Annotated in this window: 12 protein-coding genes and 1 riboswitch; of the genes, 8 read left to right on the top strand and 4 right to left on the bottom strand. The window is 62.8% G+C overall.

Translation table 11 applies throughout. From position 1 onward, the window contains the following. Positions 1–158 precede the first annotated feature (158 nt). Entirely contained in the window at positions 159–1,004 is an 846-nt protein-coding gene (locus tag PQ467_RS00700; RefSeq protein ID WP_274174667.1) for a hypothetical protein, read from the bottom strand. A 198-nt stretch (positions 1,005–1,202) separates the two neighbouring features. On the opposite strand from PQ467_RS00700, the gene PQ467_RS00695 reads away from it, so the two are divergent. From PQ467_RS00695 to PQ467_RS00680, 4 genes are all read left to right on the top strand, one after another. Next, on the top strand, positions 1,203–1,508 hold the full coding sequence (locus PQ467_RS00695) for an alkylphosphonate utilization protein (RefSeq protein ID WP_274174666.1): 306 nt from the start codon (positions 1,203–1,205) through the stop codon (positions 1,506–1,508). A gap of 2 nt (positions 1,509–1,510) precedes the next feature. Then, entirely contained in the window at positions 1,511–2,452 is a 942-nt protein-coding gene (locus PQ467_RS00690; RefSeq protein ID WP_274174665.1) for a 1-phosphofructokinase family hexose kinase, read from the top strand. Next, positions 2,445–2,885, top strand: coding sequence for a cupin domain-containing protein (locus PQ467_RS00685; RefSeq protein WP_274174664.1), 441 nt, complete (start codon positions 2,445–2,447; stop codon positions 2,883–2,885). Before PQ467_RS00690 ends, PQ467_RS00685 begins: the two co-directional genes overlap by 8 nt. Before the next feature lie 379 nt (positions 2,886–3,264). After that, the gene (locus tag PQ467_RS00680) at positions 3,265–3,555 is read left to right on the top strand and encodes a hypothetical protein (RefSeq protein WP_274174663.1); all 291 of its coding nucleotides are present in this window, start codon (positions 3,265–3,267) and stop codon (positions 3,553–3,555) included. A 273-nt stretch (positions 3,556–3,828) separates the two neighbouring features. Here the strand turns inward: PQ467_RS00680 and PQ467_RS00675 are convergent, their stop codons facing one another. From PQ467_RS00675 to PQ467_RS00665, 3 genes are all read right to left on the bottom strand, one after another. Then, on the bottom strand, positions 3,829–4,239 hold the full coding sequence (locus PQ467_RS00675; RefSeq protein ID WP_274174662.1) for a nuclear transport factor 2 family protein: 411 nt from the start codon (positions 4,237–4,239) through the stop codon (positions 3,829–3,831). Positions 4,240–4,593: 354 nt separating this feature from the next. Beyond that, positions 4,594–6,456 carry a phosphomethylpyrimidine synthase ThiC gene (gene thiC / locus PQ467_RS00670; RefSeq protein WP_274174661.1) on the bottom strand — a complete coding sequence of 621 codons (1,863 nt, stop codon included), beginning with the start codon at positions 6,454–6,456 and terminating at the stop codon, positions 4,594–4,596. Between the two features lie 17 nt (positions 6,457–6,473). Beyond that, entirely contained in the window at positions 6,474–6,875 is a 402-nt protein-coding gene (locus tag PQ467_RS00665; protein ID WP_274174660.1) for a hypothetical protein, read from the bottom strand. Between the two features lie 84 nt (positions 6,876–6,959). Further along, positions 6,960–7,065: riboswitch (TPP riboswitch) on the bottom strand. A 145-nt stretch (positions 7,066–7,210) separates the two neighbouring features. Here PQ467_RS00665 and crtY point away from each other — a divergent pair. The 4 genes from crtY (at position 7,211) to rpoB (ending at position 14,629) form a co-directional block, all read left to right on the top strand. After that, positions 7,211–8,449: a lycopene beta-cyclase CrtY gene (gene crtY, locus PQ467_RS00660; RefSeq protein ID WP_274174659.1), complete on the top strand. Its 1,239-nt coding sequence runs from the start codon at positions 7,211–7,213 to the stop codon at positions 8,447–8,449. Beyond that, positions 8,446–9,927, top strand: a complete 1,482-nt coding sequence (locus PQ467_RS00655; protein WP_274174658.1) for a phytoene desaturase — start codon at positions 8,446–8,448, stop codon at positions 9,925–9,927. Before crtY ends, PQ467_RS00655 begins: the two co-directional genes overlap by 4 nt. Positions 9,928–10,290: 363 nt before the next feature. Beyond that, entirely contained in the window at positions 10,291–10,473 is a 183-nt protein-coding gene (locus PQ467_RS00650; protein WP_274174657.1) for a hypothetical protein, read from the top strand. Between the two features lie 4 nt (positions 10,474–10,477). Further along, positions 10,478–14,629, top strand: coding sequence for a DNA-directed RNA polymerase subunit beta (rpoB, locus tag PQ467_RS00645; RefSeq protein ID WP_274174656.1), 4,152 nt, complete (start codon positions 10,478–10,480; stop codon positions 14,627–14,629). Positions 14,630–14,638: the final 9 nt, after the last annotated feature.

Below are 14,638 nucleotides of genomic sequence, written 5' to 3'. Positions count from 1 at the left end.
CCTTCAAGTGTCGATGTGCAAGTCGGCATCGAACAAGAGCGATCCAGCATGGATGCGCCGCCCCGCCACAGGCATGAACCCATAAAACCAGTCATGCACCCACGAAAAAGGGGAGGGCGCGATGACCGGCCCTCCCCTGCCATGTTTCCGACGGGCTGTTACCAGCGGCCGTGATGGCCGTAATAGCCGCGACCGCCGTAATAACCGCGTCCGCCGTAATAACCCCGGCCCGGCCCGCCGTAATAATAGCCGCGCGGCATCGGGCGATAGGTGCGGTAATACCAGCTGTGGTAGGGATAGGGGCGATAGACCCACGCATTGTCGACATAGACCCACGGACGATACCATGCCGGGGCGGCATAGACATAATCGGTCTGGGCATAGACATAGGCCGGGGCGCCGCCGCGCGTCACATAGCCCGGAGGACAGCCGGGGCTGGTCTCGCCGCCGGTGCCGCTGGCCACGGCCGCGCCGCCCACGGCGCCGATCGCCGCGCCCGCCGCCATGCCCACGCCCGTGTCATGCCGCCCGGCCAAGCCGCCGCCGATGATCGCGCCCAAAACGCCGCCCACCAACGCGCCCGCACCGGTGTTGCCCCGCGATTTCACGCAATTGTTGCGCGCCCAGTTTTCCGCATCGGCGGCATAGCGCGCATCCGCGCCATAGTCCTCGCCGCCCGCGACATAGCCCTGCGGGGGCGGAGGCGGGGTGCGTCCGTCATAGCCTTGGGGCGCTGCGGGTTCGGGCGGAGGGTTGCGGTAATCATAGCCGCCTTGCTGGCCGTTCGCGCCTTGCTGGGGATAGCCGCCCTGCTGGGGATAGGGCGCCTGATTGGGATATCCCGGCTGGTTGGGATAGGCGCCCTGATTGCCATAGGGTTGGCCCGAGGGGTAGGATGGGTAGGAGCCGCCGGTCTGGGCCGAGGCAAATCCGGCCGCAACAGGCGAAAGGCTGACCGCAATCGCGCTGGCGGCCAGCAGGGTTTTTTGCAAAGAATGGGTCATGATGCCTATCCTTGGTGGTCGGCCTTGATGATAAAGCCTGTCTGAATTTCTGTGGCAACATTTGCGCCCATCCGCGTGAACGCAGGCTGACACAGCGCAAAGCGCGACAAATTATTACCGGATAGGTGCCGGGGATTAACGCGCCAATGGCCAAGCCCGCGATGGCGTGCCAAGGGCCGGGATGAAAGGAATACCACGATGAGCGCTGATGAAGACTATGTGTATGACGAGGAGAGCGGCGAATGGATGGCCGCGTCCGAACTGGCCGCCAAACAGGCCGCCGCCAATACGGTCGAGGTGCGCGATGCGGTGGGCAATCTGCTGGCCGATGGCGATCAGGTGACGCTGATCAAGGATCTGGAGGTCAAGGGCGCGGGCCAGACGCTGAAGCGCGGCACCCTGATCAAGTCGATCCGCCTGACCGGCGATGCCCAGGAGATCGACTGCCGCTATGACGGGATCAAGGGGTTGGTGCTGCGCGCCGAGTTCGTCCGCAAGAGGTAAGCATGCGCGTCGCAACATTGACGATGAACCCCGCCATCGACGGCGCCTGCGAGGCCGAGGCGGTGTTTCCCACCCACAAGATCCGCACGCATGACGAGCGATACGATCCGGGCGGGGGCGGCATCAATGTGGCGCGCGTGCTGGCGCGGCTGGGGCGCGCCTTGTCGCTTGCCCCGGTGGAGGTGATCTATCTGGCGGGCGGGGCGACAGGCGCCTTGCTCGACGAACTGCTCGATCAGCACGGGCTGGACCGCCGCCGCATCACCATCCAAGACCATACGCGCCAGTCGCTGGCGGTCTATGAAAGGTCCAGCGGCAAGGAGTTCCGCTTTGTCCCCGATGGCCCGCTGGTGGCCGAGGGCGAGTGGCAGGCGGCGTTTGACCATGTGACGGGGCTGGATTGCGGCTGGCTGGTGGCCAGCGGGTCTTTACCGCGCGGGGTGCCGGTGGATTTCTATGCGCGGATTGCCGCGGCGCTGGCCGGGCGCGATGTCCGGGTGGTGGTCGATACGTCGGGGCCTGCCTTGGCCGCCGCGCTCGATCAGGGCGGGCTCTATCTGGTCAAGCCCAGTCAGGGCGAGTTCGAGGCTCTGGTCGGGCGCAAATTGCCCGATGCGCAGGCCGTGGGCGAGGCAGCGATGGAGATGGTCCGCAGCGGCAAGGCCGCGCATGTGGCCGTATCCATGGGGCATGAGGGCGCGGTGCTGGCCCATGCGGGCGGGGTGATCGTTCGGCCCGCGCTGGACGTGCCGGTCAAAAGCGCGACCGGGGCGGGCGACAGTTTCGTGGGCGGAATGGTCCATGGCTTTTTGCGCGGCGAGGATGCGGCGGGCGCGTTCCGCTGGGGCATGGCGGCGGGGACGGCGGCGGTGATGTCGCCGGGAACGGATCTGTGCCATCCCGAGGCCGTGGCGCAGATGTGGGAGGCTTTGGGGAATGGTTGACGGGGTAAGGCGCGATCCGCAGGCGGCGGCCATCATTGAGCGGTTGGGGATGCAGCCGCATCCCGAGGGCGGCTGGTATGTCGAATTGTGGCGCGAGGGCGAAGGGCGCGGCGGCGTCAGCACGATCTACTTCCTGCTGGAGGCCGGGCAGACATCGCATTGGCATCGGATCGACGCAGCCGAGGTCTGGCTTTGGCATGCCGGGTCGGCGCTGGATCTGGGCGTGGCGGCGGAAGATGCGGGGCCGGTGCGCTGGATCCGCCTGGGCGGCGATGTGTTGAACGGCGAGGCGCCGCAGGGCGTGATCCCGACCGGGCATTGGCAATCGGCGCGGGCGGGCGATGGATGGGCACTGGTCAGTTGCGTGGTGGCACCGGGTTTCACCTTTGAAGGGTTCGAATTGGCGCGGGCGGAATGGCAGCCGGGGCGTTAATGGTTTGATAGTGGGCTATATCATTCCGTATCGGTTAACTGATGGTGCTGATCGGATGATTCGCGGCTTCGATTCTGTACGTAGTTTGGCACATTCGCGTGGCCGGGGCGGGTCGGAATTGTATGCATTCCTATTCAAGCTCAATGGGGGCCTATTGACTCGCAGCGGCACAAAAAGGGCGGTTTTTGGGGGAAATTGGCATAATTCTAACGGGATAGGTGGAGATTTTCCAAGGTTGCGCTTCGACTAGATTGCGAAAAATGCAATCGTATCGTTGGTGAATGCAATTGCTACAATCCCACCATTCACGTTAAACGGCACTCAACAACATAAAGGGTGCTTCGAGGCAATTGTTCCTAACCAAATAGGGGATATTGCCATGATCAAGACTGTTATCGCTGCCGCTGCTTTCGCTCTTCTGCCCACCGTCGCTTTCGCTGAAGAAGCCCCCAAGCAGAGCTTCACCTATCAGGGCGTGACCTACACCTACACGTCGGAAGTGCAGAATGGCGTCAAGGTTCTCAAGGGCTCGGCCTATAACGGCAAGGTGCCTTTCGAACTGAAGGTGACGAAGAGCGGCGTGTCGGGCACGTTCAACCGCGCCCCGGTCAACTTCGACATGCACGAAGTCCAGCACCTCGACAACAAGGACGTTGTTGAAGGCCAGTAAGGCGATCGGCCCCACCGGGCCGCGCTTTTGGAATGCTGAGATACCCAAGGGGCGGCTGGAAGATCACTTCCGGCCGCCCTTTTGCATGCGCGCCATTTGGGCAGAGTTGCGGCCCAGCCAGGTTGGTAGCCTCTTCTATAAGAGCCGGCCGGGCCGCGTGATCGATATGACAGCACGCGTCTGACAAATCCATGAATGAAATGCCACATTGGCAAATTTTATGAACTTTTTTCGCGGGCTTGGTTGAGCGCTAACCTCGCGCCCACGGCGACGTCACGCCAAAGTCACGAAAATTTCCGCCTCCAGCACCCAGCGCGATTGGGGGGCGTTGGCGGCCAGATTGCGCCATTTCGCGGCATAGCTGCCTGATGCCTGAACCTTGCCCCCGGCATCGCGTCCCTGCCACGCGCCATGTTCCATCGCGATTGGTTCACACTTGCTGATCACAATTGCCTCAGTGGTTCGCGTATAAGTGGTGCGCTGGGCAAGCTGGGCTGCAAACTCTCGCTTCCACGCCTGCAACTGTGCCTTGCGCCCGTTCAGAACCGCGCTGTCCGTGCCTGTAATCAAGGTGACATCCGGCGCCAGAATCGCCGTGATGGCATTGAGATCGCCCTGTTCCAGCGCTCGGTTGAAGGTGGCGCGGGCAAGGCGGATGGCAAGGTCTGCGGTGGGGTTATGCATCGGCCTTCGCTGCGGGATTTTTGTTGTGAAGGGAAGGGGATATTTGCCTCCGGCGGGCAAAGGGCGGGGGCCCTTTGCAATCCCATTACGGGGTGGAGAGAGGTTGGCGGGGTGGCGCTATGGGCGATAAAGCCTGCGGCGCGGAGAGGTGGCGCCAAATGCGCCGCAGGCTTTCCTATTCCCTACGCCGCGCCCAACCCCAACGGCCGAACCCATCGCGCAACGCCGACAGTATCGGGATTGCAAAGGGTCGAGACCCTTTGCCCGCCGGAGGCACCCTTAGACCCCCAAAAAAACAAAAGGGCCGAGAGCCATCCCGGCCCCCGACCCCTCCGTCCATCCCAAACGAACCCTTTATTCCGCAGCGGGAATATAGAGATCGCCTGCTTCCTTATACTTCTCGCTCATTTCGGCCATGCCCGCTTCGGCATCTTCGGCGGCGGCAAAGGTCTCAATGGGCGCGTTCTGCTTGGCGGCAAAGTCGCGCACTTCCTGCGTGATCTTCATGCTGCAAAATTTCGGCCCGCACATCGAGCAGAAATGCGCGGTTTTCGCACCTTCGGCGGGCAGGGTCTGGTCATGATACTGCTCGGCGGTATCGGGGTCGAGCGACAGGTTGAACTGATCGCGCCAGCGGAATTCGAAGCGCGCGCGCGACAGGGCATCGTCGCGCAGCTTGGCCGCCGGGTGGCCTTTCGCCAAATCCGCTGCATGGGCGGCCAGCTTGTAGGTCACCACGCCCACCTTGACGTCATCGCGGTCGGGCAGGCCGAGGTGCTCCTTGGGCGTGACATAGCAGAGCATCGCCGTGCCGAACCAGCCAATCATCGCCGCGCCAATGCCGCTGGTGATGTGGTCATAGCCCGGCGCAATGTCCGTCACGAGCGGCCCCAGCGTATAGAATGGAGCTTCACCACAAGCCTTGAGCTGCTTGTCCATGTTCTCCTTGATCTTGTGCATCGGCACATGGCCGGGGCCTTCGATCATCACCTGAACGTCCTGCTCCCATGCCCGCTTGGTCAGTTCGCCCAACGTGTAGAGTTCGGCAAACTGCGCCTCGTCATTGGCGTCGGCAATCGAGCCGGGACGCAACCCGTCGCCCAGCGAGTAGGCCACGTCATAGGCCTTCATGATCTCGGTGATCTCGTCGAAGCGTTCGTAGAGGAACGATTCCTTGTGATGGGCCAGACACCACTTGGCCATGATCGAGCCGCCGCGCGAGACAATCCCCGTCACGCGCTTGGCGGTCAGCGGGATATAGGGCAGGCGCACGCCCGCGTGGATGGTGAAATAGTCGACGCCCTGTTCGGCCTGTTCGATCAACGTGTCGCGGAAGATTTCCCAGTTCAGGTCCTCGGCAATGCCGCCCACCTTTTCCAGCGCCTGATAGATCGGCACGGTGCCGATGGGGACGGGCGAATTGCGCAGGATCCATTCGCGCGTGTCATGGATGTTGCGGCCCGTGGACAGGTCCATCACCGTGTCGGCACCGTGGCGGATGGCCCAGACCATCTTGTCTACTTCGGAGGCCACGTCCGAAGCCACGGCCGAATTGCCGATATTGGCATTGATCTTGACCAGGAAATTGCGGCCGATCGCCATGGGTTCGGATTCGGGGTGGTTGATGTTCGACGGGATGATCGCGCGGCCCCGCGCCACTTCGGACCGCACGAATTCGCCCGTCACGAAATCGGGGATTTCCGCGCCCCAGCTTTCGCCGTCGCGCTCCAGCTTTTCCTTCAGGATCGCGCGGCCAAGGTTTTCGCGCTGGGCCACATATTCCATTTCGGGGGTGACGATGCCGCGCCGGGCATAGTGCATCTGGCTGACATTGGCGCCTGCCTTGGCGCGCAGGGGGCGGGGGTTGACCGCCGGGAAAGCGGGCACGCCGCCGCTGCGATCCGGACCCTTCAGGCCATTGTCTTCGGGCTTGACCGCGCGGGCGTCATATTCCTCGACATCGCCGCGCGCCAGGATCCATTCGCGGCGCAGCGGCGCAAGGCCAGCGGCAATGTCGATCGTGGCATTGGGATCGGTATAGGGGCCGGACGTGTCATAGACCCGCACGGCCGGCTCCCTGGCCGACGACTCCAGCGCGATTTCGCGCATGGCAACCTTGATTTCGGGATGGCTGGGCGAGGGGACGTAGATCTTTTTCGAGCCACGGATCGCGCCGGTGGTAACGCCAATTTCAAGGGGGGAGTTGATGTCGGCCATGGAGTGCTTTCTGCTGTTTATCCGAAGCGGGCCATACCAATCACGGTCATGGCCAGCCCGATGAGAGTGGTGATACCGGCCCAGCCCTTGTGAAAATTCCCAAGGGTTTTCAGCCACATCTGGGTATAAAGATCGCAGGCAAACAGGATGGCCAGAGCCTCGGCCATCATCAGTCCGCCCAGCGCCTTGATGATGCAGGTGAGAAGGTCATGCGGTATCCACGGGTTGGCCAGATAAACGAGCGATCCCACCATCAATTCCAGCATGCCGCACAGGAATTGCAGGGCGGGCGATCCTTCGACCTCGCCGATCATGGTCTGCCAAACTCCCGGTTGCCTGAGTGCTCCTGCTCCGGCGGCCAGCGCGGCCAGACCAAGAATGAGGGCGCTCCATGCAGTGGGATCTCCAGCTTCTTGCATACCTTCTCCTTTGTTTTTTCGTTTTTATCTCGCCTTCATGTTCTGCGGCGGGGGGAGAGGAGGAGCGGGGGGCACCATACCGGGCCGACAGACTCGTTCCCTCCCTACGCCCGGATTAACGGGTTCAGGTTCAGCGGGTCGTGGGGCGTTACGCCCACCTCTCAGCCACATGGCTCCCCGGGGATATGACGTGCAGGTTATGCCAAGGCGCGGGCCTTGGCAAGCGCGCTCAGGGGCAAGCGCGCGCAGGCCCGGTTTTGGCGCGACGAAATTAATCCTGAATTTGCCCCTATGGTCGGTTGCCGGAAAGCGGTTGCTGACCTAGACAAGGGGACATGGCGGGACATGACACGGATATTGCCATCCTCGGGGGCGGATTGGCAGGCGGGCTGGTGGCCTTGGCTCTGGCGGCGCGTCGGCCCGATTTGCGCATTCTGTTGGTCGAGCAGGGCGATAGGCTGGGCGGGCATCATCTGTGGTCCTTCTTCCTGACCGATATTCCGCCCTCGGCGCGCTGGTTGCTCAAGCCCCTTGTGGTGGGTAAATGGGGCAGCCACAGCGTGCGTTTTTCCGGCAATCGCCGCCATTTGGGCAGCCCCTATCGCAGCATTTCAAGCGCCCGCTTTGATGCGGCCCTGCGCGAGGCCTTGCCCGCAGGCTCGATCCTGACCGGGGCGGCGGTCAGCGCCTTTGACCGGCGCGGCTTTACGCTGGCCGATGGGCGACAGTTTCGCGCCGGGGCGGTGATTGACGCGCGCGGCGCGGCGGCTTTTCCGGGCCTGCGCGGGGGTTGGCAGAAATTTCTGGGCCGGATGGTGCGCACCGCCACCCCCCATGGTTTGACCGCCCCCATCATCATGGACGGCAACCGGGCGCAGCACGACGGCTTTCGCTTTGTCTATGTCCTGCCTTTTTCGCATGACACGGTGTTTATCGAGGACACCTATTACTCCGACACGCCCGACATCGACGCCCCGGCCCTGCGCGAACGCATCAACGCCTATGCCAAGAGCCGGAGCTGGACCATTGCCGAGGTGCTGGACGAGGAGCAGGGCGTGCTGCCCGTGGTGGCCGAGGGAGAGCCCGAGGCGTTGATCGGGGGCATGCATGGCGTTGCCCGGATCGGCGTGGCGGCGGGGTTGTTTCATCCCCTGACCGGCTATTCCTTGCCAACGGCGGTGCGTGTGGCCGCGATGATTGCCGATATGTCCGACCTGTCGGGCGAGGCCATTGCCGGGGCGGTTGAAAATTATGCGCGGGAACATTGGCGCAACGGTGGTTTTTACCGCATGCTGGCGCGGATGCTGTTCGGCGCGGCCTTGCCCGAAAAGCGCTATCGAGTGTTTGCCCGCTTCTATCGTCTGGGCGATGGGTTGGTTGAACGGTTTTATGCCGGGCAATCAACGTGGCGCGATCGGGTTCGATTGCTCGTCGGGCGGCCGCCGGTTCCTTTGCTGGCGGCGGTGGCCTGTTTGCTGGGGCGCGGGCGCGCCTTGGCCGATCTGGGGGCGCCGGGGCGCCTTTCGCATGACACAACCATACCGGCCTTTGCCGGGGAAACCGAGGACGCATGAAAAAGGCCTGTGTGATCGGCGCGGGATTTGGCGGGCTGGCTTTGGCCATCCGGCTGCAATCGGCCGGGATCGCCACAACGCTGGTCGAGGCGCGCGAGCGTCCGGGCGGGCGCGCCTATGTGTGGGAGCGCGACGGCCACACGTTTGACGCCGGGCCGACGGTCATTACCGATCCGTCCTGCCTGTCCGAACTGTGGGGCCTGAGCGGGCAGGACATGGCCAGCGATGTCGATCTGATGCCGGTGATGCCCTTCTATCGCCTGCAATGGACCGATGGCAGCCATTTCGACTATTCCAACGATGAAGCCAAATTGCGTAGCGAGATCAACCGCGTGGCGTCCGGCGATCTGGCCGGATACCAGCAGTTTCTCGATTTCGCGGGCGAGGTGTACCGCGAGGGCTATGTCAAGCTGGGCCATGTGCCTTTCCTTGATTTCAAGAGCATGATCAAGGCCGCCCCCGCGCTGATGAAGCATCAGGCCTGGCGCAGCGTCTATTCGCGCGTCGCCGGGTTTGTTCAGTCGGAAAAGCTGCGCGAGGCGCTCTCTTTCCACACGCTGTTGGTGGGCGGCAATCCGATGGCCACCAGCAGCATCTATGCGCTGATCCACAAGCTGGAGAAGGATGGCGGCGTGTGGTGGGCGCGGGGCGGCACCAACCGGCTGGTGGCGGGCATGGTCGCGCTGTTTGAACGGTTGGGCGGGACGCTGCGGCTGGGCGACGGCGCGGTGCAGATCCACACGATCGGCAATCGCGCGCATGAGGTGGAAACCAAGAGCGGTTGGCGCGAAAGGTTCGATGCGGTGGCCAGCAATGGCGACCTGATGCACACCTATCGCGACCTGTTGAAGGGCACGCCGCGCGGCGAAAAATATGCGGCCTCCTTGGCGCGCAAGCGTTGGTCGCCCAGCCTGTTTGTTGTCCATTTCGGGCTGGAGGGGCAATTCCCCCAGATTCCCCATCACATGATCCTGTTCGGGCCGCGCTATAAGGGGCTGCTGGAGGATATTTTCGACAATGGCGTGCTGCCGCGCGACTTTTCGATCTATCTGCACCATCCCACCGCCTCCGATCCGTCGATGGCGCCGGAGGGGCGCAGCACGTTTTATGCGCTGGTGCCGGTGGCCCATCGCGGCAAACTGGCGGTGGATTGGGACGAGGTGGGGCCGATTCTGGAAAAGCGGATATTGGACGAGGTCGGCCGCCGGTTGATTCCCGACATCCACGACCGGATCGCCACCAAGTTCCACTATGCCCCCACCAATTTCGAAACCGATCTCGCCGCCTACATGGGCAGCGCCTTCAGCCTCGAACCGATCCTGACGCAGAGCGCGTGGTTCCGCGGGCACAATCGCGATGACGTGATCCCGAATCTCTATTTGGTTGGCGCGGGGACGCATCCGGGGGCGGGGATTCCCGGCGTTGTGGGCAGCGCGAAGGCGACCGCTGGGTTGATGATCGAGGATTTGCGGGGGTAGGGTTTTCGGGGGTTTTAGGGTTTTTGCCTCCGGCGGGCAAAGGGCGGGGGCCCTTTGCAATCCCGATACTGTCGGCGTTGCGTTATGGGTTCGGCCTTTGGAGTTGGGCGTGGCATTGGGAGTTTTAGAGCCTGCGGCGCATTTGACGTGAGGCTTTAATACGCATTGGGCATGGCGCTCCTTCGTCAACCTGCCACACCCAAATTAATGGGATTGCAAAGGGCCCCCGCCCTTTGCCCGCCGGAGGCAAACCTTATTCCTCCGACAATTGACAAACCGCCCCCACACGCCTAATGCCCGCCGGTTCCATCGCTTCGAGCAAGGGCGGCCCAGCGCGGGGGTCATCCACGAAAGGAGGCGGTGGTGTTGCATCTGACGCCAGAGGCTGCGGGCCTTCATTCCGATCGCGGGGTGATTCGCCAGCGGCCTTTTGTGCGTTTGAAGGTGCCGCCATTTAACCCGCACATGGCATTATTTTTCGGCCTCGTGTCTTTTTTTTCCGCGAAAAAGAGTCATTCGGCCATCAACGAAAGAGGCAAAGTCTAGCCCTATGGCAACCCAGCCCATCTCCCGCGCTTCGGCCAAGCGCCGGATCCGCAAGATCTTCGGTGATATTCACGAAGTGACGCAGATGCCGAACCTGATTCAGGTTCAGCGCGAATCCTATGAGCAGTTCCTGCGCTCGAACCCCGCCGTGGGTTACGTCTCGGGTCTGGAAAAGACGCTGCGTTCGGTGTTCCCGATCCGCGACTTTGCCGGGACCAGCGAGCTGGACTTTGTCCATTACGAGCTGGAAGAGCCCAAGTACGACATCACCGAATGCCGTCAGCGCGGGATCACCTATGCCGCTCCGATGAAGGTCACGCTGCGCCTGATCGTGTTTGAAGTCGACGCCGAGACCGAAACCCGGTCGGTGCTCGATATCAAGGAGCAGGACGTGTACATGGGCGACATGCCGCTCATGACCGAGAACGGCACCTTCGTCATCAACGGCACCGAGCGCGTGATCGTGTCGCAGATGCACCGCTCGCCGGGCGTTCTGTTCGACCATGACCGCGGCAAGACGCACTCGTCGGGCAAGTTCCTGTTTGCCGCCCGCGTGATCCCGTATCGCGGTTCGTGGCTGGACTTTGAATTTGACGCCAAGGACATCGTCAACGTCCGCATCGACCGCAAGCGCAAGCTGCCCGTCACGGCGCTGCTGCATGCGCTGGGCCTGAACGATGAAGAGATCCTGCACTACTTCTATCAGACGATCGTCTGGAACCGCGCGAGCGGCGGCTGGAAGATCCCCTATGTTGCCGAAGCATGGCGCGGCGCCAAGCCCGCCTTCGACATCGTCGATGCGGCCAGCGGCGAAGTGGTCTTTGCAGCGGGCACCAAGATCAGCCCGCGTGCTGCCAACAAGGCGGAAAAGGATGGCCTCAAGGATCTGCTGATCCCGACCGAGGAAATCTTTGGCCGCTACAGCGCCAATGACGTCATCAACGAATCGACCGGCCGCATCTACATCGAGGCCGGCGAAGAAGTGACGGCGGAAAATCTGGCTGCGCTCGACGCTGCCGGGATCGACGCTTTCGAACTGCTCGACATCGACCATGTGTCGACCGGTCCGTGGATCCGCAACACGCTCAAGGCTGACAAGGCCGAGGACCGCGATCACGCTCTGGCCGACATCTATCGCGTGATGCGCCCCGGCGAACCGCCGACGCGCGAAACCGCCGAAGCGCTGTTTGCAGGGCTCTTCTTTGACGCCGACCGCTATGACCTGTCGGCCGTGGGCCGCGTCAAGCTGAACATGCGCCTTGGCCTGACGGTGGAAGATACGGTCACCACGCTGGAAACCAACGACATTCTTGCCGTTGTCAAGGAACTGGTGAACCTCAAGGACGGCAAGGGCGAAGTCGATGACATCGACAACCTTGGCAACCGTCGCGTGCGTTCGGTGGGCGAGCTGCTGGAAAACCAGTATCGCGTCGGCCTGCTGCGCATGGAGCGCGCGGTCAAGGAGCGTATGAGCAGCGTCGACGTGTCGACCGTGATGCCGAACGACCTCATCAACGCCAAGCCCGCCGTGGCCGCCGTGCGTGAGTTCTTCGGCTCCTCGCAGCTTTCGCAGTTCATGGACCAGACCAACCCGCTGTCCGAAGTGACGCACAAGCGTCGCGTTTCGGCGCTCGGGCCGGGCGGTCTGACGCGTGAGCGCGCAGGCTTCGAAGTCCGCGACGTTCACCCGACCCACTATGGCCGTATCTGCCCGATTGAAACGCCCGAAGGCCCGAACATCGGTCTGATCAACTCGCTCTCGACCTTTGCCCGCGTCAACAAGTATGGCTTCATCGAGACGCCGTACCGCAAGGTGATCGACGGCAAGGTCACCGGCGATGTGGTCTATCTCTCGGCGATGGAAGAGCAGAAGCACACGGTGGCGCAGGCTTCGGCCGAAACCAACGCGGATGGCTCTTTCGTCGAAGAACTGGTCTCGGCCCGTCAGAACGGCGAATTCGTGATGGCCCCGCGCGAAACGATCACGCTGATGGACGTTTCGCCCAAGCAGCTCGTTTCGGTTGCCGCCTCGCTCATTCCGTTCCTGGAAAATGACGACGCCAACCGCGCGCTCATGGGCTCGAACATGCAGCGTCAGGCTGTGCCGCTGGTGAAGGCGGATGCGCCTTTCGTCGGCACGGGCATGGAAGAAACCGTGGCGCGCGATTCGGGCGCGGCGATTGCGGCTGCGCGCGCTGGTATCGTCGATCAGGTGGACGCCACCCGTATCGTGATCCGCGTGTCGGGCGATATCGAGCCGGGCAAGTCTGGCGTGGACATCTACACGCTGCAGAAGTTCGAGCGTTCGAACCAGTCGACCTGCATCAACCAGCGTCCGCTGGTGAAGGTGGGCGACAGCGTCGAAAAGGGCGACATCATTGCCGATGGCCCCTCGACGGAGCTGGGCGAGCTGGCGCTGGGCCGCAACGTGCTGGTCGCGTTCATGCCCTGGAATGGCTACAACTACGAAGACTCGATCCTGATCAGCGAACGCATCGTGAAGGAAGACGTCTTTACCTCGATCCATATCGAGGAATTTGAAGTCATGGCCCGCGACACCAAGCTTGGGCCTGAAGACATCACCCGCGACATCCCGAATGTGGGCGAGGAATCGCTGCGCAATCTCGACGAAGCGGGCATTGTCTATATCGGCGCCGAAGTGCACCCCGGTGACATCCTCGTCGGCAAGATCACGCCCAAGGGCGAATCGCCGATGACGCCGGAAGAAAAGCTGCTGCGCGCGATCTTCGGTGAAAAGGCCAGCGACGTGCGCGACACCTCGCTGCGTCTGCCGCCGGGCGTTGCAGGGACCATTGTCGACGTGCGCGTCTTCAACCGTCACGGTATCGAAATCGACGACCGTACCCGCGCGATCCAGAACGAGGAAATCGAACGCCTCGCCAAGGACCGTGAGGACGAGCGCGCGATTCTGAACCGCGCCACCTTCAACCGCCTCAAAGACATGCTGATCGGTCAGGTGGCCGCGGCTGCTCCCAAGGGGCTGAAGAAGGGCATTGAGATCACCGAGGAAGTGCTGGCCGAGGTCGAGCGCTACGAATGGTGGAAGTTCGCCGTGGCCGATGATGCGCGCCAGCAGCAGCTGGAAGCGACCAAGGCGCAGTATGACACGGCCATCAAGGCGATCGTCGAGAAGTTCGAGGACCGCAAGGAAAAGCTGGAGCGCGGCGACGAGCTGGCTCCGGGCGTGCTCAAGATGGTCAAGGTCTTCGTGGCTGTGAAGCGCAAGCTGCAGCCGGGCGACAAGATGGCCGGCCGTCACGGCAACAAGGGCATCATCAGCCGCATCCTGCCGCAGGAAGACATGCCCTTCCTGGAAGACGGCACGCCGGTCGACTTCGTGCTGAACCCGCTGGGTGTGCCTTCGCGCATGAACGTGGGTCAGATCTTCGAAACCCATCTGGGCTGGGCCGCGCGCGGCCTAGGTCGCAAGGTGGGTGCGGCGCTCGACGCCTGGCGCGAGGCCAATCCGAACCCGCAGGCGGGGCAGCCCCCCGAAGCGGTGCGTGAACTGCTCAAGGACATCTACGGCGACAATTACACCGCCGATCTGGATGACCGCAGCGATCTGGAAATCCTCGAGCTGGCCCAGAGCGTGCGCAACGGCGTGCCGATGGGCTCGCCGGTGTTCGACGGCGCGGTGGAAAAGGATGTGACCGACATGCTGCGCAAGGCGGGTCTGGACGAATCGGGTCAGGTGACCCTGTTCGACGGCCGCACGGGCGATGCCTTCGACCGTAAGGTCACCGTGGGCATGAAGTATGTTCTGAAGCTCCACCACCTGGTCGACGACAAGATCCACGCACGTTCGATCGGGCCCTACAGCCTCGTCACCCAGCAGCCGCTGGGCGGTAAGGCGCAGTTCGGTGGTCAGCGCTTTGGTGAAATGGAAGTGTGGGCGCTGCAGGCCTATGGCGCGGCGTATACGCTTCAGGAAATGCTCACCGTCAAGTCGGACGACGTGGTGGGCCGCACCAAGGTGTATGAAGCCATCGTCAAGGGCGACGACACGTTCGAGGCGGGCATTCCGGAGAGCTTCAACGTGCTCGTCAAGGAAATGCGCTCGCTGGGCCTGAATGTGGAGCTCTCCTCGTTGACCGACGAGGATGGCGACGATCTGGCCGAGGCGGCGGAGTAAGGGAGGTTC

Source organism: Novosphingobium sp. KACC 22771 (genome assembly GCF_028736195.1).
Classification (GTDB): domain Bacteria; phylum Pseudomonadota; class Alphaproteobacteria; order Sphingomonadales; family Sphingomonadaceae; genus Novosphingobium.
The sequence above is the reverse complement of the archived record's forward strand: the minus strand, read 5'-3'. Positions and strand labels throughout refer to the sequence as shown.

Coding starts and splice junctions, on each gene's coding strand:
- PQ467_RS00690 (WP_274174665.1), top strand. CDS start 1,511: ATGCGCGTCGCAACATTGACGATGAACCCCGCCATCGACGGCGCCTGC.
- PQ467_RS00680 (WP_274174663.1), top strand. CDS start 3,265: ATGATCAAGACTGTTATCGCTGCCGCTGCTTTCGCTCTTCTGCCCACC.
- PQ467_RS00675 (WP_274174662.1), bottom strand. CDS start 4,239: ATGCATAACCCCACCGCAGACCTTGCCATCCGCCTTGCCCGCGCCACC.
- crtY (WP_274174659.1), top strand. CDS start 7,211: ATGGCGGGACATGACACGGATATTGCCATCCTCGGGGGCGGATTGGCA.
- rpoB (WP_274174656.1), top strand. CDS start 10,478: ATGGCAACCCAGCCCATCTCCCGCGCTTCGGCCAAGCGCCGGATCCGC.
- PQ467_RS00665 (WP_274174660.1), bottom strand. CDS start 6,875: ATGCAAGAAGCTGGAGATCCCACTGCATGGAGCGCCCTCATTCTTGGT.
- PQ467_RS00700 (WP_274174667.1), bottom strand. CDS start 1,004: ATGACCCATTCTTTGCAAAAAACCCTGCTGGCCGCCAGCGCGATTGCG.
- PQ467_RS00685 (WP_274174664.1), top strand. CDS start 2,445: ATGGTTGACGGGGTAAGGCGCGATCCGCAGGCGGCGGCCATCATTGAG.
- PQ467_RS00695 (WP_274174666.1), top strand. CDS start 1,203: ATGAGCGCTGATGAAGACTATGTGTATGACGAGGAGAGCGGCGAATGG.
- PQ467_RS00655 (WP_274174658.1), top strand. CDS start 8,446: ATGAAAAAGGCCTGTGTGATCGGCGCGGGATTTGGCGGGCTGGCTTTG.
- thiC (WP_274174661.1), bottom strand. CDS start 6,456: ATGGCCGACATCAACTCCCCCCTTGAAATTGGCGTTACCACCGGCGCG.